Raw genomic sequence first — 23589 nt, forward strand, 5'->3', positions numbered from 1 at the left:
GGGACGGGCGCATTAGGCAGCGGCCTCCGGTTCGGGCGGCGTGGGTGTGATTAGCGTGGCCGGAAACAGCGAAAGACGCAAGCCGACCAGTGCGTGCAAGGCCTCGCGCAAATGGCGCGCCGAGGTTTGCGAGGTCGGGCTCGGCGCGCTGGCATTGGCGAGACCTTGTGCCGTGACGCGCGTCACCGCGGCGTCGATCAATGAGCGCAGACTCTCCGGTACCGGTTGGCGTACCCGTTGGTCCACGCACATTTCGAAGTACTGGCGCACGTCGTCGAGGACGAGATCGATCGCGCCTGGCGCTTCTCCGCCGAGCTTGCGGGTCAGGCGGCGCAGATCGAGCGCGTTGAAGGCAATCCGCAGATCGCGAAAGCTCTCGATCGACGGATGGCGATGGTCGTCCGTGGCCGCAAGGCGCGGGATCAACTGCATCAGGCGGTCGAGCATGCGCGCGGCGAGGTTGCGCGGGTCTTCGATGGGTCGGGTTGACGCCGTCAGCGCCACGTCGGCCCAGCTCGAGCGCAACAGCCGCGAGGCCGCGAGTTCGGCGCCGAACGGCCGAGTCACGCGGGTCCACAGGTAGGCATACAGCAAGCCTGCGAGGCCCGCGAGATTGCTGTTCAGGAAGATCAGGAAGTTGGCCGAGTAAGCGTCCTGAATGCTGATGAAGGTGGCGGTGTTGACGGCCACCAGCACCGTCACCATGTTGAACGCCGGACGCGGAATCAAGGTGCCCACCAGAATGAACGGCGCGGCGAACATAATGACCAGCATCGGGAAGTCGTGCACGTGCGGCAGCACGGCGAACAGATAGATGCCGGCGGCCACCACGCTGATCGCCGTGGCCACGAAGAACCTGAACACCATCGGCGCGGGTTCGTCGAGCGCGGCGAAGAAGCAGCAGGCGACCGCCGCCAGCGTCACGGCACTGGCGCCGTCCGCCCAGCCCGAACTGATCCACAGACTGCACGCAATGACCACTGCGGCGCCGGCTGACGCTGTCGAAAACAGCATGATGCCGCGATCGAAGAAGCGCTCGGTGCCCCCCAGCCGCCAATGCCGGAAACGTGGCCGCCATGAGCCTTCTTCGCGCGTGATGATGATGCGCAGCGAGCGGCAGTCCTGCCAGACGTCGATCACCTGTTTCATACGCCACAGCGCGTTCGACAGCAGCGCGCCGTCCCAGGCCGCGAGTGCGGCAGGCGGCGGTTGCATGGCGGCGATGCGCTCGCGCAACGCGTTGGCGGTCGCGTCGGGGTGATAGCCCCCGCTGGCGGCGGGCAGCGGCGTGTTGAACCATTTGATGACGTCGTTGAGCAGCGCTTCGAGACCCTCTGGCCAGGTTTGCCGCCCGCTGTTGTAGAGCGCGACCAGCGGATCGGCCAGCGCCGACATCATCGGCAGCAGCAACTGCATGCGCCCGCGCAACTCATGGGCGCGGGCGAGGATATCCGGCCGCGTGTGGTCGTAGGCAAGCTGGCTCAGGAGCAGTTCGAGACCGTTGATCGTGGCGGCGATCCGTTGGCGGGCTCCTGAAATCGCCGCGCCGGCGATGCGCCCGGACAGCGTTTCGGTCGCATAGAACGCGGCGTCGCGAAACCACGCATCGGTCCGCTCGATAATAGTCGGGGCGAGCCGGCTGGGAAACAGCGAACTGCCGACAATGCTCGCGCACACAATGCCAAGCGTGATCTCTTCGGTGCGGCTGATCGCCAGATCGAACACGCCGCCGGGATCCGTCACCGAAGGCAGCGCGATGATCGGCATGGTGTAGGCCGCCAGCATGAACACGTAACTGCGCGCGGTGCGGTCGGCCACCGCCAGATACAGCAGCGTGCCGGTCCACAACGCGACGATCACGCTGAATAGATACGGCGATTCGACGAACGGCGGTACCAGCAGCACGGCGGCCGACGCGCCGAGCGCGGTGCCGAGCGCACGATAGAGCGCTTTGGAGCGGGTCGCGCCGACAAACGGATTCGATACGATGTAGACGGTGGCCATCGCCCAGTACGGCCGTGGCAACTCGAGCGCGAGACCGATGTAGAGCGCGATCATCGCTGCGGCAAACGTTTTGACGGAGAACAGCCAGTCGCGGACGGAAGGGTAGACCATGAGCCGTTACTCGGAGTCTCTGGCGTTGTGCGGCGTGGTTGTGTCGGCCGTGAAAGCGGCCAGTACCCGCAAGGTCGCTTCGAGATCGCTGCGGGAAATACCTTTCAAAGCTTGCGCCCGCAACGTATTAAGCTCTTCTTCCATTTTCGCGGTGACGGCGCGGCCTTCGTCGGTGAGCACTACGGTCTTGGCGCGGCGGTCTTCGGGATCTTCGTCGCGGCGCATCAGGCCGGCCGCGCACAGTTGATCGAGCAGCCGCACGAGCGACGGCCCTTCAATACCGATGTGATCGGCCAGCGTGACCTGCCGCACCGCTTCGCCGAGACGACTGGCGGTCAGGAGCGGCGTGGCGCACGCTTCGGAAACGTTGAAGGCCGCGAGCACGCCGTGACTCGTGCGCCGCCATTTTCTGGCAGCGACGACCAGGGTGCTGCTGACGGTGCGGCGCAGGGCATCGAGATTCGACATGGCCGGTATTGTATGGCCAAAATATTCGTTAGCAAACTATTGAATTGGGGATTTTTGCGAAGGATGGATTCGTCAGCAGTTTGCAGGCGCGCTGTGACAACTTCTCGACAGGCGCGTGCGACCTCGTTCAGGCCGCGAGGCCAAGCCGCACGGTACGTGCCAGATCGTCGAGCCGGAATGGTTTTCGCAAGATCGTGCAGCGCTTGACCGCGAGGCCCGAAATATCCACGTCCGCGTAACCGGTTGCGAGAATCACGGGCAGATCTTCGCGCATCTTGCGCGCCTCGGCGATCACGTCGATGCCGTTCATGCCGGGCATCGCGAAATCGACCATCAGCAGGTCGGGATTGTCGTCCTTCAAACGGTTCAGGCCGGCCCGCCCATCCGCCGCTTCGGTCACGGTATAGCCGAGTCCCCTCAGACAATCGACCAGCATTGCGCGCACCTCGCTGTCGTCTTCGACCACCAGCACACGTTGTACGCCGACCGCGTTCTCTTCGACAGCGGATGCCGCTTCGATTGGCGGGGTTACGCGCTTGCGCAACGGCAACCAGATCTCCACCGTGGTGCCGACGCCTTCCTCGCTGAACAGGCGCGCGGAGCCGCCGGCTTGACGCGCGATTCCGTAGACCTGGCTCAAGCCGAGCCCCGTGCCCTTGCCGATAGGCTTGGTGGTGAAGAACGGATCGAACACCCGCGAGACAATGTCAGGCGGCATGCCCGAGCCGGTGTCGGTGACTTCGATCACGACATAGCGGCCGGGTTCGAGGGTTTCATCGGGAGCCGAGCGTTCCTTCACGTGGATGCTCAACTGGCCGCCGCCGGGCATCGCGTCGCGCGCATTGATCGCCAGATTGAGAATGGCTAGCTCGAGCTGATTGGCATCGGCCTCCGTCCACATCTCTTCGTAATCGGATTCGTTGACGTAATGGATGCCCGAACCGAGCGACACAGTGACGATGTCGCGCATGCCGTGCAGCAGCGCGACCACGTCCACCGCCTTCAGATCGAGATTGCTGTTGCGCGAGAACGTCAGCAACTGGCCCGTCAGTTTCGCGCCCCGCTCGGTCGCGCGTTTGACGGTGGCGGCCATTGCGCGAATGCGCTCGTCGCTGCCGGCCCGCGCGATCAGTTCCGAGTTGACCATGATGACGTTCAGCAGATTGTTGAAGTCATGCGCGATGCCGCCCGTGAGTTGTCCGAGCGCTTCCATCTTCTGTGACTGAACCAGCACCGCCTGTACTTTGGCGCGCTCGTGAATCTCCGTCATCAGCCGGTTGTTGGCCGAAGCGAGTTCTTGCGTGCGCGCGGCAATGCGGCTCTCGAGCGAATCGTTGAGTTGCACCAGGGCTTCTTGCGCCGCGATCAGTTCGGCCAGATGACGGCGCGACTCGTACTGCCGCGCGCGAGCCCGCAGCGATGACCCGACCGCGCGCCGCAGCGTTTCCGAGTTCAGCGGCCGCTCGAGCACCACCACGTTGCCGAGCCGCTCCAGCACTTCGAGACTGCGTGCCGACCGGCGCCCGACGTGATTGGCGGCGAGCAGAATAAACGGCAGGTCGGACCACGCCGGTTGCTGTTCGAGCCAATCGAACAGGCGCGACACATGACCGTCCGAGAGCGCCTCTTCGGCGATCAGAGCGCTGCCCGCGCCGGCCTCGAGCATTTCAGTGAGCGCATCGGCATCGCGGCAGGCGACGCATTCGCGTTCGTCCTTATGCAGGACCTCGGCAATCACATCGGCGTCGCGGCCAAACGGTGCAAGGATAAGAACGCGTTGCTCCATAGCGCTACAGCCCGGACGTATCGATCACGTGGTCCGCCGTACCGAGCAGGGCGGTGCTGCCGCGATAGGAGGGCAGACCGGACAGGACGCCTTCGAAGTCGCGCAGCGCTTCACCCACTTCCACGCCGCCTCTGCGCAGCCGGAACTGGCGGATCGAGCGCTCGTGCGCGTTTGCCCGGCTCTTCACTGCGGTCACCGCTGTCAACACTTCGCCCTGATGTTCGAAATAGCGGAACAGCACGACCACGTCGCTGAGATAGCTGATGTCGATGTCGTTCTGCACCTCGCCGATAATGCCGTGCTGGCCCAGCACCAGCATCGTGATGATGCCCTGCTGGTTCAGATAGCCGAGCAGTTCGTGCATCTGCAGCAGTAGATAGCGCTCGCCGGGCATCGCCTGGAGATAGGCATTCAGACTGTCGATTGCGACGTAGGTGCAGCCCTTTTCCTCGACCGATTTGCGCACGTCGCAGGCAAATTCGCCAGGCGAGATTTCTGCCGGATCGATCTGGCGCAATGTCAGCAGGCCGCTTTCCACAAAGGGATCGAGGTACATGCCGAGCGTCGAGCAGCGGATCGTCAGGGTGGTGAGGGTCTCGTCAAACACGTAGTAGACGCAACGCTCGCCACGCTCGAGCGCCGCGATCAGGCAAGACACCACCGTGGTGGTTTTTCCGACGCCGGACGGGCCGATCATCAGCGCATTGGTGCCCGGGATCAAACCGCCGCCGAGCAGTGCGTCGAGGCCCGGCGTTCCGGTGCTGAGCACTTCCGGATTGAATTCCGCATGATGCTCCGCCGCAACGAGACGGGGATAAACCTGAATGCCTCCGGTGTCGAGGGAGAAGTCGTGATAGCCCTCGCGAAACTTGATGCCGCGCATCTTGGCGATGCGCATGCGCCGCCGGTTGCCGCCATAGTCGTGCACGAGGTTGTCGAGGCTGATCACGCCGTGGGCGATGCTGTGCAACTGTAGATCGCCGGGGTCTGACGTGTTGTCGTCGAGTAGAAGCACCGTGCATTCGCGGGTGGCGAAATAGCGCTTGAGTGCCAGAATCTGCCGCCGATAGCGCAGGGGGTTCTGCGACAGCAGACGCAATTCGGAAAGGCTGTCGAGCACGATGCGCACAGGCTTGAGCGCGTCAACCTGTTCGATGACGTTGCGCACGGTCTCGCCGAGTTCGACCTCGGCCGGGTGCAGCACGGTTTGTTCGTAGCGCGGGTCGAGCCCCTCGTCGGACAGCAGTTCGAGGATGTCGAACCTGCTGATGTCCCAACCGTGGCTGTTGGCTACAGAGACCAGTTCGTCGCGGGTTTCGGACAGCGTGATGTATAGACCCGTCTGGCCTTCGCTGACCCCCTGGAGCAAAAATTGCAATGCGAGGGTAGTTTTTCCGGTGCCCGGGGCGCCTTCGACCAGATACATGCGGTGCGGGGTGAGGCCACCGCCTAGAACGTTGTCGATTCCCTCTATTCCGCAGGAAAGGCGGGCCGGTGCGGCGACAGCAGGTTTGTTGAGCATGGCGAGTAGGTTGGCGTCAGTTTGATGGACGGTGAACTCCTTGCCGGCACGGAGAATGCAATTTTTGTGCCCGCGATTATCGTTTGCCCGCATTGCTTGACGGCGCATGTGCTGGAGGCTTCTCGCGGCGCTCCCGCAAAGTCAAACGTGTTCACCCGTGAACGCGCGTCTTCACCAGTTCGATAAAGCGGGTCGCCGCGCTGTTACGCAGTTCCGCCGGGTAGGCAAGATGGAGCGGCGCGCTCAACTTCGCGGGATTCGCCAACGTGCAATACACCGTTCCCACCTGGTCGTAACGTTGCATCGACGCGGGCACCAGCGTGACGCCCAAGCCTGCGGCGACGAGATTGATGCCCGACACCATGCGCGGCACCTCGCGGGCAATCCGCGGCACGAACCCGGCTTGCCGGCAGGCCGCCAGAATGTCGGCATACATGCCGGGCGCCCCAGGCCGGCGGACCAGAATGAAGTCTTCATTCGCCAGCGCCTTCAATGACACTTGTGGCCGTTTCTTGCCCGCGCTCTTTAGCAATGGATGCCCAACGGGCAGCACCACCACCATCGGTTCGTCGAGCAATAACTCAAATGCCACGCCTTCGCGTGCGTCGACCGGCTTGCGGAGAAACGCAGCCTGAATCTGGCCCGCGGCCAGTCGCTCGATAATTTCTGCCGCGTTGAGTTCGGCAAGTTCCACGGCGACTTCCGGACACACCGCGCGAAAAGCCCGGATCGTTTCGGTCGTGAACGGATGGAACGCAGCCGAGCTGGTCAGTCCGATCGAAATCGTGCCGAGCTCGCCCCGCGCAATTCGTTGCGCCTTGTCCACCGACTGCTGCAGTTCCAACAGCAAGCGTTGTGCGTCTTCCGCGAAGGCCTGCCCTGCCGGTGTCAAGCTCACGCCGCGCGGCATGCGTACAAATAGTTCGAAGCCGATCTCTTCTTCCAGTGTCCGGATCTGCTGCGAGAGCGGCGGCTGTTGCATGGCCAGCCGCTCGGCGGCACGGGTGAACTGGCCTTCCTCGGCAACCGCCAGGAAGTAGCGCAAGTGGCGAAGCTCCATGGTGGTCCGTCTCCTCGGTCGCGTTCTACGTTCTGTTCATTGCCATATTTTATAAATATGGATGGTGCATAAAACAGGTATTTTACATTTACCACACCCGCTCCTACGATCTCGTCCATCGCATCGACCGATGCCCGCATTGCCCACGGCAAGCTGGCTCGAACGCATCGCGACATAAAACAACATCGACAGGAGACGGTAGTGAAAAAACAATGTGCGGTGGCCGCATTGGCCGTGGTGAGTTGCACGGGTGCGCATGCTCAGGCATCGGTCACGCTGTATGGGTTGATCGACACGAACATCGAATTCCTCAACCACGCGGGCGCCGCGGGCGGCTCGCTGGTTCGCGAAAATTCCGGTGGGCTGAGCAACTCGCGCTTCGGTTTTCGTGGGACTGAAGACCTGGGCGGCGGCAACAAGGCGTTCTTCATTCTCGAAGCGGGCTTCAACGGTAACGACGGCACCAATGCAAGCGCGGGCGTGCTGTTCAACCGGACCGCGGCGGTCGGGGTGTCGAACGATGCTTTCGGCGCATTGTCGGCGGGTTTGCAGTACACGGCGATGTACGACACGCTCATCAGGTACGACCCGATGGTGTTCGGCCAGCAGTACACATGGATGCCGACCACCGGTTCCGCGGACAGTTTTTCGTTCAAGGCGCGCGTGAACAACTCGGTCAAGTATGTGGGCCGCTTTGCCGGTCTGACGGCGACGGCGGATTACAGTTTTGGCGGCACGGCCGACTCGTTTCAAAGCAGTGCCGCCTATGGCGGCGCGCTCGATTACGACGCCGGCAGTTTCGCGGCGGCGCTCGCTTACGACTACCGGAACGGCGCGATCAATTCGACCGGCATGTGGACCAAGTCGCGTAACTGGAGCGCTTCGGCCCGCGAGCAGATCGGGGACGCAACCATCATGGGCGGCTATGAGCACTATCTGTATAACCCGACCAAGGGCAAGTCGGTGTCGTCGGCACTGTGGTTCGGCGGCGTCCGCTACCTTGTCCTGCCGTATTTTCGCGTGACGGCCGCCGCGTATTACCAGAGCAACAAGGCGGATAACGTGTCGAACTCGTTGATGGGCGTGCTTGGCGCGGACTATATTCTGTCGAAGCGAACCGATGTGTACGCAACCGTTGCCTATGCGGCCTCCACGCACTACGCGAATGACCGTTACACCCCTGTCGGTTTGACGAGCGACACCGCGTTCGGTCCGAACCAGACGGGCGTCACGCTCGGTATTCGCCACCGGTTCTGAGGTTTTGGGTCTTTGAGCCTTTCAACGACGGATTTGACGATGCACCGCGTTCAAGACAGTGCACTGTAATCAGGAGCAAGCTGTATGACATTCAATCTTTCACGACGTCTGACCATGAGGTGCATGGCAGCCGGTGCCGCCATGCTGGCCTCGCTCGCGCAACCGGCATTCTCGGCGAACCCCAACGGATCCCATCTAAAACCGGTGACGACGATCTCGGATACCCGGTTCACGATCGACACGCCGCAGGGGCAGGCTGAGTTTCCGCTGTATCTGTCGAAGGATTGGACTGTCGCGCAACCGCAGGTAACGCGTGCGGTGATCGTGGTTCACGGCAAATTGCGCAACGCGGATGTTTACTTCCGCACCGCACAGAAGGCACGCGACGCCGCACATGCGGATCCCGACAGCACGCTCCTGATCGCACCACAATTCCTCGCCACACTCGACCTGCGCGTGCATGACGAACCGGCCGATCTGCTGCGCTGGAAGGGCGACGCGTGGATGGGCGGCGAAGCGGCCCGAGCACCGCTGCCGATCAGTTCGTACACGGTGCTGGACGCTATTGTCACGCGCCTCGCGGATCGCAAGCTGTTTCCGAATCTGCAGCATGTGGTGATCGCAGGGCATTCGGGTGGCGGGCAAGTTGTGCAGCGCTATGCCGTGGCGGCGCGTAATATCGACGTGCTGAACCGAGAAGGCATCGACGTACGCTACGTCGTGGCGAATCCATCCACGTACGCCTATTTCGATGCGCAACGGCCGAATGCACAAGGTGTCGCCGCGCCGTTCGATGCCGCGCAATGTGCCGACTTCAATCAGTGGAAATACGGCATGGAGAATCGGCCGCCCTATCTCGACGACCGCTCGCCCGCGCAACTCGAAGCGGCTTATGCGTCGCGCCGGGTTGACTACCTGGTCGGCGGTGCGGACAACGATCCGCAGCAAAGCGCGCTCGATAAAAGCTGTGCCGCCGAAGCGCAAGGCCCGCAGCGCTTCGCGCGGGCGCAAGCGTATTACCGGTACATCGAGGCGCGTCATCCGGAAGGCCTGAAACAGAGCTTGCATATCGTGCCGGGCGTGGGTCACGACGGCGCGCGTATGCTGACGTCGGCGTGCGCATTGTCGGCGATGTTCGATACCCAAGGATGCGAGCAATGAGCGAGACGAGCCTGAATCAGCATGACGGTGCGCGGTCCGGCACGGAAGCGTCGAACGGCTTGAGCCCCTCGATGGTGCGTCGCGCGATCTTTGCCTCGATACTCGGCAACGGACTCGAGTGGTTCGATTTTCTGATCTATGGCTACTTCGCCAAGATCATTGCGCAAGTATTCTTCCCAGGCGGCAGTGGCTTCGTGTCGATCATGCTGACGCTCGCTACGTTCGCCGTCGGCTTTATCGTGCGGCCGATCGGTGGCATTCTGCTCGGCATCTATGCGGACCGCGCAGGGCGGCGCGAAGCGCTTTCGCTGCTGATCATTTCGATGGCGGCCAGCACGCTGTTGATGGGCCTCACGCCGGGCTATGCCAGCATCGGCGTCGCGGCGCCTCTGCTGGTGGTGTTCGCGCGGCTATTGCAGGGGCTCTCGGTGGGCGGCCAGTTCGCAACGGCCTCGGCGATGCTTGTCGAGTATGCGCCGCCGCATAAGAAGATGTTCTACGGCAGCTTCAACATGTCGGCACAGGCGTTTGCCTTGCTGCTTTCGTCCGGTGTCGGTTATCTGCTCACCACGCAACTGACGCATGAGCAACTGGTGGCGTGGGGCTGGCGCCTGCCGTTTCTGTTCGGCGCGCTGGCGGGACCGTTCGGCTTCTATATCCGGCATCGTGTGGCGGAGTCGCCGGAGTTCGAACGCCTGCTCGATCAGCGGGACAAGCCGCCGCGCGTGACCGTGCGTCAATTCTTCCGCGACAACGGTGACGCGGCGATCTGCGCGATGGGTGTGATCATCATCGGCGCGGCGACAAATTATGTATGGCATTCCTATCTGTCGGTCTATGTCGAGCGGCAATTGCATCTGCCGTTGTCTACGGCCCTGCTGGGTGCGTTCGTGTCGGGCGTGTTGAATCTGTTTCTCTTTCCGCTGTCGGGCAAGCTCGCCGATCGCTATGGCGCATACCGGCTGTTCTATCCGATCGTGATTGCATGGATGGTATGCGTGTATCCGCTGTATCACTTCGTTGTGACGAATCCGACGCCGGGGCATCTGTTCATCGCGCAGATGGTGGCGACGGTGTTCCTTGCCGCCATGTCCGGTTCGCACCCAGGCATGCTCGCGACGCTGTTTCCAGTGCGCAGCCGTTCGGCCGGCGTGGCGCTGTCGTACAACATTGCGGTGACGCTGTTCGGCGGTATGGCGCCGCTTACGATCACCGGTTTGACGCATCTGACCGGCAGCAGTTTGACGCCGGCCTTCTATCTGATTTTTGCCGGCTTCGTGTCGCTGGCGTTGGTGTATTTCACGCGCTCGGGACGTGAACCGGGCGGTGCAGCCGCGAAGTTCGCTGCGCCACGGTAGCCGCCACTCGTTAGACTTATTGGATTAACCAGAGCTTATTGCATGACCCAGCCTTCGATCACAGATGACGAACGCGCGCCGAATGAACATCCGGTCGCCGTCGTCGGCCGCCAGTATCTGCATGTTGAGACGCAAACGGGTAGCGGCACCGTGCCGGTATTCGCGAACGGCGACTGGCTTGTGTCCGCGCGTGACGTCAAGCGCGCGGTGATTCTGATTCATGGACGGCTGCGCAATGCGGACGCGTACTTCGACCTGGCGGAGCGCGCGTGTGCGCTAGCCGGTGGCGATACTGCCGATACGCTGCTGATCGTGCCGCAGTTCCTCGCGAGTGCGGACGTCGACGCGCATGGCTTGCCGCCGTCCGCGCTGCATTGGGAGTGGACTAGCTGGATGGGCGGCGGCAATGCCGAAGGTCCCGCGCCGATCAGTTCGTTCGATGTGCTCGACACCATCCTGCGGACGCTGGCGTCGCGCGAGCAGTTTGCGTCGCTCACCGAGGTGGTGATCGCGGGGCATTCGGGCGGTGGCCAGGTGGTGCAGCGCTATGCCGTCGTGACGCGAGGTGAGGCGCCGCTCGTCGCGCGGGGGATTGCGCTGCGCTATGTGGTCGCGAATCCTTCGTCGTATGTGTACTTCGATGCGATGCGGCCGAGCGCGTCCGGCGAATTCGCAGTGTTCGATGCGACCGCGTGTCCGTCGTTCAATCGCTGGAAGTATGGGCTTGAGGATTTGCCCGCCTATGCTTCTTCGTACAGCGGAAATCCTGATTCCGCTGGCGCGCTCGAATCGCTTTACGCGCGTCGTGATGTCACCGTGCTGCTCGGCGGCGCGGATTGTGATCCGCAGCATCCGGCTCTCGACCGCTCGTGCGCCGCGCAGGCGCAGGGTGCTCATCGGCTGGCGCGTGGACTGACTTACGCGCGCTATATGGCGTTGCGGCATCCCGAGAGCGCGGCGAAGCATCGTACGTTTGTGATCGACGGCATCGGGCATGACGCGAAGGGGATTTTTGCGTCGCCGCCCGGGCTGGCGGCGTTGTTTGGTATCGCTTCCTGACACCTTTCGGCGCGTTTTTCGGGCAGGAGGCGGGCGCTATTCGAAGCTTAATGGGCACGAACCGTGCTACCACGGTATAAGGCCACCTTTCGAAGGACTGCGCCGACATGAACAAGACCCGAATTCTCGCCACTGCAATTGCTGCTGTATCGCTGGGCGCATTGCTACCATGCAGCGCGAATGCCGACGATGCGCCTAGCCCATGTGCGTCGCTCAAACGGATCGTCGCGGCGGCGCCGGACGGCTTGGCCTCGCTGACACCGGACGACGGCAAGGGTGTCGCGCAACCCTACGGCGACGACGCGCAATGCTCGTCAGGCCACGGCAGTTACCAATGCACGTGGACGCCGCACCATGACGCCGGTTCGAGCGCGGATGCGCTGCAGTCCGTCGCGGCGGACATCGCATCGTGCCTGCCGGACGCGACACATGACCAGAACTCGCCCGGACGCCAGCACTTTTATCTAGGCACGCGGGCCAGACGGACCGATATCACGTTGACGCCAGCCGGTTCGAACAAGCTGAGGTTGGTGGTCTCGGGCAAGTGACCGGGCACGGGCGTTTCGATTCGATCGCCTGTGCACGGCGGACGTCGCGTCGCCGTTGCCGTTAGTGTGATGCCGGCCACCAGGTCCAGCCACGTCGCGAGCGTCGTAACTCGATCATCGAAAGCGGCGTGATTTCGATGCGTGAGAATATCGCCGGCGACGCTCCGAGCGCATGAATGATGGCGGCCCGGATTACCGCCGCATGCGTGACGGCAACGACGTTCTGCGCGTTTTGCGCGTTTTGCATATCGCGCGGCGCCTTGTTTGTTCCATCGCCTGGTGCACTGTCCTTTGCGTGGGTCACGCTCTTGCTCACTGTCTTGCTCAATGTATCGTCTAGCGAATCGAGCCATCGTCCTACCCGCTTCACGAGTTCGCTGAACGATTCGCCGCGATGCGCGGCGGCGTCGGGATCGTGCGTCCATGCGGCAAGCTCTAGTGGTGCTTCGACGGCAAGATCGGCAAGGCGGCGGCCGTGCCACACGCCATAGTCCATATCCGCCAGTCCCTCGTGCACTATTGCATCGAGGCCCAGGACCGATGCCGTATCACGCGCGCAAACAGCAGGGCTGACGAAGGTAGCCGCGTTGTCGGGAATCGACAACCGTGCCCGCGCGGCGCCCGCGTCGGCGAGGCCAGGGGCGTCGAGCGGATCGTCGGCGGGGAAGCGGGCCGCGCGCATTGCCGCAGTCGACGCGTGGCTGATCAATAGCAGCCGTATGTCCATTCGGTTGAGTTCCATAAAGGCCAGCTTAAGCGGGATGCGTGCGTGCATGCTCAGCGTTGCCGGACGGCAAAGTTTAACGCGTAGAATAGCGGCACTGCGAAGCACGGAAGCCGGTGAGAGCCCGGCGCGGTCGCGCCACTGTAATCGGCATTCACTATGCCGAAAGCCAGACCTGAGCTTCGTTTCATCCCTCTTCAATCGACTATCGGGGCGCGTTACCCCAAGGAGATGTTCACTATGTCCAACGCTGTTTTCGATTCCGCGACGCAACCGGTCGCCCAACCCACGCCGATTCCGCTGCGTGAACTGCTGCCCTGGATCGTGTTCGGCGGCTTGCTGCTGTTGCTCGCGATTTATTTCGTGGGCGCTGAGCAGGGCGCTACGTCGCTGGTCCCTGGCATGTACGTGCATGAGTTCGTGCACGATGGCCGCCATCTGCTCGGCTTTCCTTGCCACTAACGGAGTCGACCATGGTTGGTAAATTGTTGGTACGCGGGATGCTTGCAGGCATCGCCGCAGGGTTGCTCACGTTCGGCTTTGCCAGGCTTGTGGGCGAGCCGCAGGTCGATCAGGCGATCTCCTTTGAGGAAAAAGCCGACGCCGCCAAAGGCGAAGCACCCGAACCCGAACTGGTAAGCCGCGAAACACAAGCCGGCCTCGGATTGTTGACGGGCGTCGTGACGTATGGCGCAGCGTTTGGCGGGCTGTTCTCGCTGGTGTTCGCGTTTGCGTACGGCCGCGTCGGCGTGTTGAGTGCGCGCGCCTTGTCCGCATGGCTTGCGCTTGGTGCGTTTATCGCGCTGGTGATCGTGCCGAACATCAAGTACCCGGCGAATCCACCCTCGGTGGGCGACCCTGAGACGATCGGAATGCGGACAGGCCTGTTCTTCCTGATGATCGCGATTTCGCTCGCCGCACTGGTGTTTTCGCTGAAGGTACGCCGCCGCGCGGCGCTGAAGCTGGGCGCGTGGAATGGGTCGATCGTGGCGGGTGTGGTGTTTGTCGTGATCATTGCTGCCGTGCAACTGTCGATGCCGGTGATCGACGAAGTGCCGGCCGCCTTCCCGGCGGTGCTGCTGTGGAAATTCCGCGTCGCGGCGATCGGCATGCAGGTGATCATGTGGACGACCATCGGGCTGCTGTTCGGCGCGTTGGTTGAGCGAAGCAAACTGCTGGCTCCCGCAAACCGGGGCGTGGCGAAGTCCGCTTACCTTTGAGGTAGAAAGGCGGGACCGCTGGAGCGGTCTCGCCGACGTGCAGCGCAAGAGAAGCCAGATACATCAAGTACTTGGCGCGCTTGCCAGAATGTTATCCACAGGCTTGCGAACAATTTCTGTGGACAAGTTCCCCGGCAGCATAACGATATGCAAATCGCTTGGTTGCCCGGAGCCGGGGCACATCCGACACTCACTCCAATCTCACGCGAACCGAGCTTGGAGTCATGTTGAACACGTCAAACCAGCGCCCATCATGGGCCACTCACTTCACCACACTTCTGCTGCTCGCCGCCTCGGCAATCACGCTGGCGACGACGGCCGTGGCCGCGCCGCCCTCGGGCGATCCAATTCTGATAGGCGTGAGCGGGCCGTTGACCGGCCAGAACGCTCAGTACGGCGCGCAATGGAAGGCCGGCTTCGATCTTGCCCTCGACGAAATCAACAGCCACAACGGCATCAATGGCCGCCCGCTGAACTATGTATTCGAGGACAGCCAGAGCGACCCGCGCCAATCCATCACGATTGCGCAGAAGTTCGTCAACGATCCGCGCATCCTGATCGAACTCGGTGACTTTTCCAGTCCGGCGTCGATGGCCGCTTCACCGATTTACCAGCATGCCGGTCTGGTGCAACTCGGCTTTACCAACTCGCATCCTGACTTCACCAAAGGCGGCGACTACATCTGGAGTCCGTCGGTCAGTCAGGCTGACGCGCAACCGTTGCTCGCCGATCTCGCCGTTAAGACGCTCGGCCTCAAACGTGTCGCCGTGCTCTATCTGAACACCGACTGGGGGCGCACGAGCAAAGACGTGTTCGTCAAAGCCGCCAATGAGCGCGGCGCGCAGATCGTAGCGGCCGAAGGCTATCAGCCAACCGAGAAAGATTTTCGGGCGACCCTGGTGAGGGTGAGCGCTGCGAATCCGGATGGCATCGTGCTGATCTCGTACTACTCCGACGGCGCGCAGATAGCCCGTCAGGCGCGGACGAGCGGCATCAACTTGCCGATCGCCGCGGCCAGTTCCGTGTATTCGCCGAAGTTCCTCGAACTTGGCGGCGAGGCGGTTAACGGGGTAGCGACCAACACCAGCTTTTTCCCCGGCGAATCCGGGCCCGAGGTGCAAAGTTTCGTCAAACGTTTCGAAGCGAAATACCACCGTGAGCCGGACGCGTTCAACGCCTATGCGTATGACGCCGTCATCATCGCCGCCTACGCGCTGCGCGCCGGCGGCCCCGATCGCAAGGCGGTACGCGATGCGCTGCCGAAGCTGCACGACATTCCGAGTGTCGTGTTCGGCAAGGCCAATTTCGATCCGGCGACGCGACGCGTGATCGGCGTGAAAAATATCAACGTGGTAGTGAAGAACGACAAGTGGGCGTTGCTTGAGAGCAAGGCAACGGTTGCGCAGAAGTAGGTGCTCCCCGTCTGTCTAACCAGCCGATCATTCACGAAATTTTTTTGTCATGAGCCTTTCACTCGATCACATTGTGATTCGCGTCCACGACCTGACGCGGACCATTGAAGATTTCACGGCGCTCGGTTTCACCGTGCAACAAGGCGGCACGCATGCCGATGGCGTGACCCACAACGCGTTGATCGGCTTTGCCGACGGCAGTTACATCGAGCTGATCGCGTTCTTGCAGGCGGCGCCGCAGCGTCGCTGGTGGAATGTGGGGCAGCGTCACGGCGATGGCTTTGTCGACTACGCGTTATTGCCGTCGAGCGTGGGCGCCGTGATCGACGCGGCTCACGGACGCGGGTTGCAGTATGAGGGCCCGCAGGCGGGGGGACGTGTGCGTCCGGACGGCGCGCGGCTCGAGTGGCAGACTGGCCGGCCGCAGACCAGTGACTTGCCGTTCCTGTGTGGGGATATCACGCCGCGTGCTCTGCGCGTGGCGGAAGGCGCGGTGCGTGAACATGCAAACGGCGTGCGCGGAGTGGCGAGTTTGACGGTTGCGGTGGAGGATCTGAAGCTGAGCGTGCAGCGGTATGAGGCGTTGCTTGGTTCTGAGGCGGTGGGGGCGCGGCAGGTGGCTTTGCCGGGACTGGGGGCGGTGTCGGCGACGGTGTCGATTGGCGATACCTCGGTGGTGCTATTGAGCCCTGTGCACGCCGATGCCGCGAGCGTTACGGCCGAAGGTGCGGCCTTGCGCCGGCAACTCGCCACGCGTGGGGAAGGAGTGTTCGGGGTTGCACTGCGTGGTGACGGCAATGCGAAGGCGCGGGTGCTCGATCGTGATCACACGCATGGCGCGTGGTTCGAGATCGTGGCGGGCTGACTGACTGGGAATCGTCGATTGGTGCGCAGCGTCCAGGAACTGAAGTGCATCAAGCACTTGGCGCTGTTGTGGGGGTGTTATCCACAGCCTTGCGAACAAAAACTGGGGATAACTTATTCAGCGTCTAACGTTCCATGTTTTCCTCTGCAACGCGCTAGTGACTGACAGACTCTTGCGCCGCTTCCTACGCATTGCGCCGGGAGTCTGACGGCGTCGATTGGATGTGAATAGCGGAAACGTGTTTTTAGGAATTGTCGGATAGCGGGGACGGGATGCTCCTTATAGGGTGCTTGGGCTTCAAACAAGTACAACTAATAAGGATGACGATGAAAAATAAAAGAGTGACGGATAGCCCGTTGGGCGTGGCGGTTCGCCTGATGGCAGCCTTCATGTTGCTTATGGTCGCGTTTGGTGCCAACGCGGCTGATTGCAACGCGGTGTGGGCCGCAACCGGCGCAAAACCGGGCTCGCCCACCTGCCGGTGGGATGCATACGCCGGCGTGCCTGGCGGCATGCAGTACTACAACTGCATCAGTTTGCCGCTTATCGACGCGTGGTGCGCGACACCCACTGCCGAAGAGCCGGAAGCGAGCTGTCCCGTCGCTGACCCTGTATACCCAGGCAATGGCGCTGTCACCTTGACTGAAGCGGACTTTGTCAGTGGCGACGACATTCCGATGCTGTTCACGCGGACCTACCGATCCAGGTCACTGGGCAATTCCGCCACAGCTATGGGCCCGGTCTGGTTCCATAGCTGGCAACGCAACCTGGGACTCGCGAACGCCAACAACGGCAGCGCGTCCAAGGTGCTTGCGTATCGCGAGAACGGTGAACCCGTCACGTTCAACTGGTCAGCCGGCACGTGGCGCACAGCGGGTTTTACCGGCCTTGCGCTGGCACAGAATGGCTCCGGATGGACGCTTACTGATCTCAAGACCGACACCGTCGAATCGTACTCGGCTCAAGGCGTATTGCTTTCGGAGAGTACGAAGACAGGGTTTGTCCGAACGCTGACCTATGGCAGCTCAGGATTGCTGACCACGATCACGCAGCACGCCGCAGGCACGGACGCGAACAATGACGTCACGCTTCGCCTTGACTACGACGACAAGAACCGTCTTTCACGGCTGAACGACCCGTTGGGCCGCATGACGCAGTACGGGTACGACGCGAATGGCAATCTCGTCTCGGTCACCTGGCCTGATGGCTATGCGCACCGGTATGTCTACGACGACGCACGCTTCAAGAATTCGCTGACGGGCGAGGTTGACGAGGCGGGTAATCGCATTGCGACGTGGAGCTATGACGCGCAGGGTCGCGCCGTGGCGGTCAGCCACCCCAACGCCGCGCAAAACGCGCAGTTCGCCTATAACACGGGCTCCACCGTCATCACCGGCAGAAAAGGTGCGACCACGCTGAGCATGTCGTCGATTGGTGGGGTGCTGCGACCAACCGGAACCACATCCGCTGCGGGCAATAGCAACTCCGCATGGGATGCGTCGGGCAATCTGCTGAAGGATGTCGACGCGAATGGCGGCTCTACGGAGTACAGCTACGACGACACCGGACGGCCCGTTCGGGCGACGGTGAAGAACGCGTCGGGCACGTCGATCTCCACGATCCGCTACGCCGACACAACGAGTCTGCGTCCGTCGATGATTGCCTCGCCGAAGCTGATGCAATCCTTCGTATACGACGCGAACGGCAATACGACCGGCGTTAGTGAGACACCGACCGACGATCCGACGGGCGCCCGCGCCTTCGATGCAGGCAAAGCGGACGGCGTGACGACGGCATACGGGATGACCTACGACGCAATGAACCGGCTCGCGTTCGTTCAGCAGACGGCGAATGGGAAAGTCACAGGGCAGTGGAGAGTCACGCGCGACGCAACGGGAAATGCGTTTGCAATTATCACCTTGGGAAGTGACCAGGACGTGACGGAGATTCTCTCGCGAGATGCCGCTCATCGTGTTCTGTACGGCTATAACCCGACCGGTGACTTCTATCTTCGCTACGACCAACGCGCCCGCATTGAGCGTTTCAAATTCAATGAGTATGAGAGCCCGGCGAACGGTGGCATCCGGCGCGTGTTCAAGGTCAGGTTCGGCTATTCACCGGACGGCCGCGTCGTGTCACGAACCGGCACCGTTGCAAAGAACGGCAACGTTCTTGATCTCAATGACGGAACGGATATTCCGATCAGCAGCGATGAAATCAACCAGTGGATCGATAACTACAACTACGGCGACTCCCCGGTAGGGCCACCCGCCAATCTGCAAGGCGCGAGTCGGCTGCTGGGGGACAACTTTCTCGGAACGTCGACCGTGTGCAGTGGCTGCCATTTCTCGGCAGGGCTGATTGACGGTGGTCTACGCGTTCTTGTCTATCGGCTTCTGCAGAACCCGGTCGTTAGATATGGCATCGGCCAGGGGGCGAGGAAGGTCGCTGAAAACTGGGAGCGCATCAAGGAGATGTGCAAGCCCGCTGCTGAGACGGAGGTCGATGGGATTCCGCCGGGGCGGATCACATCCGAATACACTGATATCACAACGGGGGGGAGTGTTCGAAACATCCGAACCGACGTTGGCAAAGCGGAGTTTGAGGCAAATCTAGTAGAGAGCGGCTATGTGCAGTCTCTTAGCAAGGACGGCAGAGCGGATATCTTTTCAAAGGACGGAGCGCGTTACACCGTCAGAGAAGATTCAAACGCAGGGTATCCTACCGCCGAGTATGTACCCGCTGGCGCACCACGCGGCACAATTAAGATACGGCTTCCAAAATGAGTGAAATAGATTTTATTCGTGATTCCATGACCTTCTTGCCGCTTTGGGAGCGTGTGAATGCAGGTGTGAAAGAACTGGCCAATATTCCGTCTGCGGATCTGCTTTATTTTGATTCGATTGATATATCGACTCAAAAATTCTTCGATCTCATTCGAGCCATGCTGGCGTTCAAGGGAGCAAGGGACTTTGCCTCGCTAGTTCTCAAGCCGGACCCGTTCAGTTATTTTCATTATCATTTCGGAAAGTATCCTGGGTTTGTACATCGTGCTGAACACAGCGATGACGACTTCTTTGCGTCTTGGCAAAAGGACCCGGGAGACAGTCCAGCGGACTGCCTTTGGGCTAACTCAGAACGATATGCAGTCTTGCCGATCCCAGGAGATTGGTTCGTATATGCCGACAGAAAATGGGAGATGGGAGTGTTATCGGGCCCTCCGGATATTATTTCATTTGCCTCCAGCTTCTATCCATTTTTTCTCGATCCTGGAGAAAATTTCAAGATTGTTAGCTAACTTAAGCTGGTCACTGGTGCCCTGACAGATCCGCCTGACGTGATGACGTTCGCGAGGGAGTCTTTCGCGTTCTACGAGAATCCAGACCAGAGTTCCGGGTCGACCAGAACTCCGCTCAGGTTACTTTAAAGTTCGGCTAGCACGTCCGTGCCGTTTAAGACTTGTCTCTGCACAGTAAACTTCCGAAAACCATGAGCATGATCGACTTCATACACGAACGGCGCGAGTTCATGCCTCTTTGGGAACGTGCCACCGCAGGCGTCCGGATGCTTCGTGACAGATTGCCAACGGAGCTGCTCTATTTCGATACCATCGATCTCCAGACTCAAAAGTTCTTTGAACTTATTCAAACGCTGCTAGTTTTCAAGGGTGCAACTGACTTCGCTACTTTGGTCTTGAAGCCTGATCCGTTCAATTATTTTAATTTTCATTTTGGAAAATATCCGGGCTTCATCCATCAGGCAGGGAATACGGACGACGAATTCTTCGAATTTTTGTTGAAGGACCCAGGTGGTAGCCTTGCCGATTCCCTAGGAACCAACTCTGAACACTATGTTGTGATGCCGGTGCCGGGTGAGTGGATCGTCTTTGGTGACAGGTCATGGGGCACGGGGGTGCTGTACGGACCGCCGGATATCATGGAATGCGCAAGGAGCTTTTACCCATTCTTCCTCACACCTCCGAATGGCTTCCGGATTGAGCCTTAGTGTCAGGTTTATTGGCCATGCAAAGTTGAAACACGTTTTCGAGCGATACGGAAAGAGCGCAACTGACAGCGTCCTTTCCGTCTATCCGCCAAGTGCTCTGTTTCAGCGTGTGGATCGCCGCAGCCGCACCGTGAGCAGCAATCAACGCAGTTGATTCACGATGGGCACAGTGCGAACCACTTCCTTGCCTGATCGCATCGGCACGTCTCCAGATTTTGTTAGCTTCACGATGAGTAACATTGACTTTATCCACGACCGCGAAACTTTCACGTTGTTTTGGCAGCGGGCGCGTGAGTGCGCGGAAAAACTCGCGGTGATTCCAGCCTCGGACTTGCTCCACTTTGATTCGTCAAACATTGGCACGCAGATTTTTCGTGACCTTATCCGAGGTATCGCGAATTTCAAAGGAACGGGTGAATTCGCTGTAATCGTTTTGAATCCTGATCCGTTCAGCTACTTCCATTTCCATTTTGGGAAATATCCCGGATTCATCGTTAAGGCATACCACAGTGACGAGGACTTATTTGAAATACTCGCGCAGGACCCAGCAGACAGTCCAGCCGATGCGATCGGTTTCTATTCGGAGCAGTATGTTGTCTTGCCGGTTTCGAGTGAATGGTTCATATGCGCAGATCGGGCATGGGGTGGAGGTACGGGTTTCCTGACAGGTCCGCCTGATGTGATGACATTTACCAGGGAGTCTTTCGCGTTCTACGAAAATCCAGACCAGCGCGCCGGGCCGGCCTGAACGCGGTTCAGGTCGCTTTACAACTTCGGCTGGCGCCGGGGGCCATGCGAGCTGACAAGAGCACCTTGCAGAAAGGTATTCATATCAATACTTTGGCGCATTTGTGGAGGCGTTATCCACAGCCTTGCGAACAATTTCTGTGGACAAGTGCACAACAGCAACAGTCAATCCTCCAGCACCGCAGACAAACGCAACCCAAACCCATCGCCACGTTCAACCCAATCAAGTCGCGTCATGAAAAATCACCCCAAGCGTATGGCGATGACCTGAGCGCAAACGGCTCACGCCGTGCCGCAGATTCACGCGGTAGACGCCACGCGTGCCCTGCACCGGCCGGTGATGAACCGCAAACACCACAGCGTCGCCCTTGCCGAGCGGTACGACCTCTGTGCGCGACTGCATCCGCGGACGCTGCTCCGTCATCACGAATTCCCCACCCGTGAAATCCTTGCCTGGCTCGGACAGCAGAATCGCGACCTGAAGCGGGAAGACATGCTCGCCGTAGAGATCCTGATGCAGGCAGTTATAGTCGTCGGTAGCGTATTGAAGTATCAGCGGCGTCGGACGCATCTGGCCGGCCGCGTGGCAGCGCTCGATGAATTCGTCGTGCGCGGCTGGATAGCGCACATCGATACCCATCACCTCATTCCAACGATTCGCAACTGGCGCGAGGCGCGGATAGAGCGCGGCGCGCAGCTCCGCCACCGGATGCGGCAGCGGGTAAGCAAAGTACTTGTATTCACCACGACCGAAGCCATGCCGCGCCATCACAACACGGCTGCGATACAGGTCGTCGCGTGGATAGAGCGCGGCCAGCGCGTCGCATTCCTTTGCACTGAGCAGCTTGGGCAGCATCGCGCAGCCATAACCATTTAATTCTTCTTCGAGATCGAACCAGTCGAACGCGTCGACACGCTGTGCAAGCGGGCCGGTGGCGATGCCCGACCCCGGCGCGTCCGCGTGTTTCAGTTTCGGCTCGAATTCAAAATCGAGTTCTAACGCCGGCGAGCGCGGGTTCTTCGCGACCGTATTCATGGGCATTCTCCGTAAGACGATCCATCAGCGATAACCGAGTGTAAGCGCATGCCTAAGGCAACGCCCCCCGACTCTTGCTCTCCAATTCCCGTATCGTTATGAGCGTGCCTCACGAACTTGCCGCAAGGTTCGTAGTAAAACCCTATCTAACCTCACCCGCGTATTCGGAGACTTTGCCCATGTCTGCCTCCCCAGAGAAGCTCGACGACTGGCTCGACAAGGAGTCGGTGACTGAAGACGACATCACCGCGTTTCCGCTGATGGCAATGGCCGCGACCCTGGAGCGCGAAGAACGTGGCGATACGGTGCCACCGCTCTGGCACTGGCTGTACTTCTTGCCGGTCTCACCACTGTCCGAGGCTGGTCCTGACGGTCATCCGAAACGCGGCGGTTTTCTGCCGCCGGTGCCGCTGCCACGCCGCATGTGGGCCGGCGGACGCGTGACGTTCCACGCGCCGCTCAAAGTCGGCGAGCATGCGAAACGCACGTCGACCATCGCCAATATCGAAGACAAGACCGGCCGCTCGGGCCGTCTCGTGTTCGTGACGGCGCAGCATACGATCGAAGTCGATGGTGAACTGAGGCTCGAAGAAGAGCACGACATCGTCTACCGCGACGCGCCGCAAGAGGGCGCCCGCCCGCCGCAAGCGGCGCTGGCGCCGGAAGGCGAGACGTGGCGCCGCACCGTCGACGCGGACGCCGTGATGCTGTTCCGCTATTCCGCGCTGACCTTCAACAGCCATCGCATCCACTACGACTATCCGTATGTAACGGAGGTGGAGGGCTATCCCGGGCTGATCGTGCACGGTCCGTTGATCGCGACACTCCTCGTCGATCTGGTGCGCCGTGAACTACCGAGCGCAACGCTGCAAAGCTTCGCGTACAAGGCGGTGCGGCCTCTCTTCGCGGGCCAGTCGTTCGCCGTATGCGGCCGACCTTCTGCCGACGGCAAGACGGTCGACCTGTGGGCCAAAGACCATGAAGGCTATTTGGCCATGCGTGCTACGGCGGCGGTGGATGTGTAGAGGATATTTCCAATAAGAAACGAATCGCTGGGCGCCGGCACACCGCCGGCCGACCAGTAACCACGCCCCATCGGGCCTGCGCCCGCCAGCCTTCATAGGCCAAGATCAGCCATTTCAAGCCCGCTCAGACGCCCGGACAAGCCGCTCCGGGCAAATCCGCTTGCCGCCATAAAATCCCGCGTGTATAGTTTCCGAACTTACTTTTGTTTCGCATCGGAAAT

At 60.9% G+C, this 23589-nt stretch carries 21 protein-coding genes; 14 read left to right on the forward strand and 7 right to left on the reverse strand.

From position 1 onward, the window contains the following. Nucleotides 1-12: 12 nt before the first annotated feature. The 5 genes from AC57B6_RS23365 to AC57B6_RS23385 form a co-directional block, all read right to left on the reverse strand. The gene (locus AC57B6_RS23365; RefSeq protein WP_028196214.1) at nucleotides 13-2115 is read right to left on the reverse strand and encodes an FUSC family protein; all 2103 of its coding nucleotides are present in this window, start codon (nucleotides 2113-2115) and stop codon (nucleotides 13-15) included. 6 nt (nucleotides 2116-2121) lie between these two features. After that, the gene (locus tag AC57B6_RS23370; RefSeq protein WP_030102131.1) at nucleotides 2122-2583 is read right to left on the reverse strand and encodes a MarR family winged helix-turn-helix transcriptional regulator; all 462 of its coding nucleotides are present in this window, start codon (nucleotides 2581-2583) and stop codon (nucleotides 2122-2124) included. A gap of 127 nt (nucleotides 2584-2710) precedes the next feature. Then, a complete protein-coding gene (locus tag AC57B6_RS23375; protein WP_216751809.1) occupies nucleotides 2711-4369 on the reverse strand; it encodes an ATP-binding protein in 1659 nt (552 codons plus the stop codon). Nucleotides 4370-4373: 4 nt separating this feature from the next. Next, nucleotides 4374-5891 (reverse strand): ATPase domain-containing protein, encoded by a 1518-nt coding sequence (locus tag AC57B6_RS23380; RefSeq protein ID WP_028196216.1) that lies wholly within the window; start codon nucleotides 5889-5891, stop codon nucleotides 4374-4376. A 151-nt stretch (nucleotides 5892-6042) separates the two neighbouring features. Continuing rightward, complete coding sequence (locus AC57B6_RS23385; RefSeq protein WP_106352159.1) at nucleotides 6043-6951, reverse strand: LysR family transcriptional regulator; 909 nt, start codon at nucleotides 6949-6951, stop codon at nucleotides 6043-6045. Between the two features lie 201 nt (nucleotides 6952-7152). Here AC57B6_RS23385 and AC57B6_RS23390 point away from each other — a divergent pair, with 201 nt between their 5' ends. The 5 genes from AC57B6_RS23390 to AC57B6_RS23410 all read left to right on the forward strand — a co-directional run bounded on the left by AC57B6_RS23390 (nucleotide 7153) and on the right by AC57B6_RS23410 (nucleotide 12334). Then, complete coding sequence (locus tag AC57B6_RS23390) at nucleotides 7153-8208, forward strand: porin (protein WP_144192968.1); 1056 nt, start codon at nucleotides 7153-7155, stop codon at nucleotides 8206-8208. A gap of 84 nt (nucleotides 8209-8292) precedes the next feature. Continuing rightward, complete coding sequence (locus AC57B6_RS23395; protein ID WP_496422183.1) at nucleotides 8293-9369, forward strand: alpha/beta hydrolase; 1077 nt, start codon at nucleotides 8293-8295, stop codon at nucleotides 9367-9369. Continuing rightward, nucleotides 9366-10727 (forward strand): MFS transporter, encoded by a 1362-nt coding sequence (locus AC57B6_RS23400; RefSeq protein WP_496422184.1) that lies wholly within the window; start codon nucleotides 9366-9368, stop codon nucleotides 10725-10727. The genes AC57B6_RS23395 and AC57B6_RS23400 overlap by 4 nt, the downstream gene beginning before the upstream one ends. Nucleotides 10728-10769: 42 nt before the next feature. Further along, complete coding sequence (locus tag AC57B6_RS23405; protein ID WP_496422185.1) at nucleotides 10770-11786, forward strand: alpha/beta hydrolase; 1017 nt, start codon at nucleotides 10770-10772, stop codon at nucleotides 11784-11786. A gap of 107 nt (nucleotides 11787-11893) precedes the next feature. Further along, on the forward strand, nucleotides 11894-12334 hold the full coding sequence (locus AC57B6_RS23410; RefSeq protein ID WP_028196222.1) for a hypothetical protein: 441 nt from the start codon (nucleotides 11894-11896) through the stop codon (nucleotides 12332-12334). Nucleotides 12335-12395: 61 nt separating this feature from the next. On the opposite strand, the gene AC57B6_RS23415 is transcribed toward AC57B6_RS23410, so the two are convergent. Continuing rightward, nucleotides 12396-13061 carry a histidine phosphatase family protein gene (locus tag AC57B6_RS23415; protein WP_496422186.1) on the reverse strand — a complete coding sequence of 222 codons (666 nt, stop codon included), beginning with the start codon at nucleotides 13059-13061 and terminating at the stop codon, nucleotides 12396-12398. A 237-nt stretch (nucleotides 13062-13298) separates the two neighbouring features. On the opposite strand from AC57B6_RS23415, the gene AC57B6_RS23420 reads away from it, so the two are divergent. The 8 genes from AC57B6_RS23420 (at nucleotide 13299) to AC57B6_RS23455 (ending at nucleotide 21308) form a co-directional block, all read left to right on the forward strand. Continuing rightward, nucleotides 13299-13520 (forward strand): CbtB domain-containing protein, encoded by a 222-nt coding sequence (locus AC57B6_RS23420; RefSeq protein ID WP_028196224.1) that lies wholly within the window; start codon nucleotides 13299-13301, stop codon nucleotides 13518-13520. 11 nt (nucleotides 13521-13531) lie between these two features. After that, complete coding sequence (locus tag AC57B6_RS23425) at nucleotides 13532-14278, forward strand: CbtA family protein (protein ID WP_030102122.1); 747 nt, start codon at nucleotides 13532-13534, stop codon at nucleotides 14276-14278. 224 nt (nucleotides 14279-14502) lie between these two features. Continuing rightward, complete coding sequence (locus AC57B6_RS23430) at nucleotides 14503-15690, forward strand: ABC transporter substrate-binding protein (protein ID WP_106352153.1); 1188 nt, start codon at nucleotides 14503-14505, stop codon at nucleotides 15688-15690. Between the two features lie 49 nt (nucleotides 15691-15739). After that, on the forward strand, nucleotides 15740-16555 hold the full coding sequence (locus AC57B6_RS23435; RefSeq protein ID WP_496422187.1) for a VOC family protein: 816 nt from the start codon (nucleotides 15740-15742) through the stop codon (nucleotides 16553-16555). A 326-nt stretch (nucleotides 16556-16881) separates the two neighbouring features. Continuing rightward, complete coding sequence (locus tag AC57B6_RS23440; RefSeq protein ID WP_496422188.1) at nucleotides 16882-19341, forward strand: DUF6531 domain-containing protein; 2460 nt, start codon at nucleotides 16882-16884, stop codon at nucleotides 19339-19341. Then, nucleotides 19338-19853: a hypothetical protein gene (locus AC57B6_RS23445; protein WP_028196229.1), complete on the forward strand. Its 516-nt coding sequence runs from the start codon at nucleotides 19338-19340 to the stop codon at nucleotides 19851-19853. Before AC57B6_RS23440 ends, AC57B6_RS23445 begins: the two co-directional genes overlap by 4 nt. Nucleotides 19854-20044: 191 nt before the next feature. Continuing rightward, on the forward strand, nucleotides 20045-20560 hold the full coding sequence (locus AC57B6_RS23450; RefSeq protein ID WP_252889700.1) for a hypothetical protein: 516 nt from the start codon (nucleotides 20045-20047) through the stop codon (nucleotides 20558-20560). A 169-nt stretch (nucleotides 20561-20729) separates the two neighbouring features. Next, nucleotides 20730-21308 (forward strand): hypothetical protein, encoded by a 579-nt coding sequence (locus AC57B6_RS23455; protein WP_496422189.1) that lies wholly within the window; start codon nucleotides 20730-20732, stop codon nucleotides 21306-21308. Nucleotides 21309-21530: 222 nt separating this feature from the next. On the opposite strand, the gene AC57B6_RS23460 is transcribed toward AC57B6_RS23455, so the two are convergent. Next, on the reverse strand, nucleotides 21531-22343 hold the full coding sequence (locus AC57B6_RS23460; RefSeq protein WP_496422190.1) for a 2OG-Fe(II) oxygenase: 813 nt from the start codon (nucleotides 22341-22343) through the stop codon (nucleotides 21531-21533). A 179-nt stretch (nucleotides 22344-22522) separates the two neighbouring features. On the opposite strand from AC57B6_RS23460, the gene AC57B6_RS23465 reads away from it, so the two are divergent. Further along, the gene (locus AC57B6_RS23465) at nucleotides 22523-23368 is read left to right on the forward strand and encodes an HTD2 family dehydratase (protein ID WP_030102116.1); all 846 of its coding nucleotides are present in this window, start codon (nucleotides 22523-22525) and stop codon (nucleotides 23366-23368) included. The last annotated feature ends 221 nt before the right edge of the window (nucleotides 23369-23589 follow it).

The sequence above is a fragment of the Paraburkholderia sp. BGA-UO-ETr-F12 genome, from assembly GCF_059567945.1.

Excerpts from the sequence above, each read along its gene's own strand:
- AC57B6_RS23395 (WP_496422183.1), top strand. The coding sequence starts at position 8,293 with ATGACATTCAATCTTTCACGACGTCTGACCATGAGGTGCATGGCAGCC.
- AC57B6_RS23430 (WP_106352153.1), top strand. The coding sequence starts at position 14,503 with ATGTTGAACACGTCAAACCAGCGCCCATCATGGGCCACTCACTTCACC.
- AC57B6_RS23435 (WP_496422187.1), top strand. The coding sequence starts at position 15,740 with ATGAGCCTTTCACTCGATCACATTGTGATTCGCGTCCACGACCTGACG.
- AC57B6_RS23405 (WP_496422185.1), top strand. The coding sequence starts at position 10,770 with ATGACCCAGCCTTCGATCACAGATGACGAACGCGCGCCGAATGAACAT.
- AC57B6_RS23450 (WP_252889700.1), top strand. The coding sequence starts at position 20,045 with ATGAGCATGATCGACTTCATACACGAACGGCGCGAGTTCATGCCTCTT.
- AC57B6_RS23420 (WP_028196224.1), top strand. The coding sequence starts at position 13,299 with ATGTCCAACGCTGTTTTCGATTCCGCGACGCAACCGGTCGCCCAACCC.
- AC57B6_RS23400 (WP_496422184.1), top strand. The coding sequence starts at position 9,366 with ATGAGCGAGACGAGCCTGAATCAGCATGACGGTGCGCGGTCCGGCACG.
- AC57B6_RS23385 (WP_106352159.1), bottom strand. The coding sequence starts at position 6,951 with ATGGAGCTTCGCCACTTGCGCTACTTCCTGGCGGTTGCCGAGGAAGGC.
- AC57B6_RS23445 (WP_028196229.1), top strand. The coding sequence starts at position 19,338 with ATGAGTGAAATAGATTTTATTCGTGATTCCATGACCTTCTTGCCGCTT.
- AC57B6_RS23410 (WP_028196222.1), top strand. The coding sequence starts at position 11,894 with ATGAACAAGACCCGAATTCTCGCCACTGCAATTGCTGCTGTATCGCTG.
- AC57B6_RS23415 (WP_496422186.1), bottom strand. The coding sequence starts at position 13,061 with ATGGACATACGGCTGCTATTGATCAGCCACGCGTCGACTGCGGCAATG.
- AC57B6_RS23425 (WP_030102122.1), top strand. The coding sequence starts at position 13,532 with ATGGTTGGTAAATTGTTGGTACGCGGGATGCTTGCAGGCATCGCCGCA.
- AC57B6_RS23375 (WP_216751809.1), bottom strand. The coding sequence starts at position 4,369 with ATGGAGCAACGCGTTCTTATCCTTGCACCGTTTGGCCGCGACGCCGAT.
- AC57B6_RS23440 (WP_496422188.1), top strand. The coding sequence starts at position 16,882 with ATGAAAAATAAAAGAGTGACGGATAGCCCGTTGGGCGTGGCGGTTCGC.
- AC57B6_RS23465 (WP_030102116.1), top strand. The coding sequence starts at position 22,523 with ATGTCTGCCTCCCCAGAGAAGCTCGACGACTGGCTCGACAAGGAGTCG.
- AC57B6_RS23460 (WP_496422190.1), bottom strand. The coding sequence starts at position 22,343 with ATGAATACGGTCGCGAAGAACCCGCGCTCGCCGGCGTTAGAACTCGAT.
- AC57B6_RS23380 (WP_028196216.1), bottom strand. The coding sequence starts at position 5,891 with ATGCTCAACAAACCTGCTGTCGCCGCACCGGCCCGCCTTTCCTGCGGA.
- AC57B6_RS23365 (WP_028196214.1), bottom strand. The coding sequence starts at position 2,115 with ATGGTCTACCCTTCCGTCCGCGACTGGCTGTTCTCCGTCAAAACGTTT.
- AC57B6_RS23370 (WP_030102131.1), bottom strand. The coding sequence starts at position 2,583 with ATGTCGAATCTCGATGCCCTGCGCCGCACCGTCAGCAGCACCCTGGTC.